Source organism: Glutamicibacter sp. NPDC055354, from assembly GCF_053644955.1.
The window spans coordinates 5,097-6,105 of sequence record NZ_JBSHMB010000006.1 but is presented as its reverse complement, the minus strand read 5'-3'; the positions used below and the strand labels follow the sequence as shown (position 1 = coordinate 6,105).

Sequence of the window (1,009 nt, the reverse complement as noted above, 5' to 3'; positions counted from 1 at the left end):
CTCCGGAGCAACTTTTCCAACTTACCAGACTTCCTGATCCGATCAAAATCGGCGGAAAACCTTCAGTGAAAAGTGATTGGCTGCCGGGTAAACAAACGGTAGATTCCGTGTTGTTTCCGTTCCGGCAACAGATAAAAACTATACACAGGTTTTCAGGGCTCCGCAAATCGGCAGGGCACTTTTGACAGTGATCGTGGTTACACTGTGGTGGCATAATCCGCGGGCGTACTCTGACGCCCTGACAGTTGAACAAATCTGCAGCGGAATCGCGACTGCTTTGCTCCTGCGGTTTACAGGATCTCTGTACGTTTATGGAGCGTATCCAGGAAGACGAACTTCTTCATTGCCCACCATCGGAAGATCATCCCAAGTAACGTCCCGATAATTGGTCCGGCGATAAAGTCGGCGATCTCCTGGACGATAAAAGAAACGTGTGGTTCCGTGATTCCAAAGATCCAACGGGATACATAAACCGGCGCCGCAGTAATTCCAATAGCTACCGTAGACATGCCGACGAATTTGATGAACTGGATACGTTTGAGGCCATGGACGACATCCCCAAAGGTAAACCGTCGCGAGAGGTAGTAGGAAACTACCGTGGCCGCTGCATTAGCGATAAGAAAAGCTGAAGTTGGATGCGCCCCCAGAATCGTGAACTTCAATCCGTAATTCACTGCCAAGGTCAGGAGGAAGCAGAATCCTCCTATGCCCAGGAAGTACAGAGCTCTCTTTCGTTCCCGATACTGTTTTGGGCGCGATGGATCCCGTGCGCCTTCATCGCTAAATGCTTTGGCTCTGCCACTCATGGATCAAGCATAAACATCCCAGGATCGGCGAATAGAAAATTGAAACTTAATCAGGGCGGTTCTTAGTTATCCATATGGGTCACCTTGCACAGCATGCTCAGATTGAAGCTCATGAGCTTCCAGCGATGTATGAGTCGGGCATTTTCGTGGCAGCGTCCAATGGCCAGGATGGCGGCAATGAGTTGTTATGCCCTGCGGCTCAA

General features: G+C 50.1%; 2 protein-coding genes. One reads left to right on the top strand and one right to left on the bottom strand.

Going from position 1 to position 1,009, the window contains the following annotated elements; all coding sequences use genetic code 11:
* On the top strand, positions 1–185 hold a 185-nt coding region (locus ACWICV_RS17015; RefSeq protein ID WP_454091382.1), incomplete at its 5' end, for a hypothetical protein.
* Between the two features lie 105 nt (positions 186–290).
* On the opposite strand, the gene ACWICV_RS17010 is transcribed toward ACWICV_RS17015, so the two are convergent.
* Positions 291–806, bottom strand: a complete 516-nt coding sequence (locus ACWICV_RS17010; protein ID WP_365946654.1) for a GtrA family protein — start codon at positions 804–806, stop codon at positions 291–293.
* Between the last annotated feature and the right edge of the window lie 203 nt (positions 807–1,009).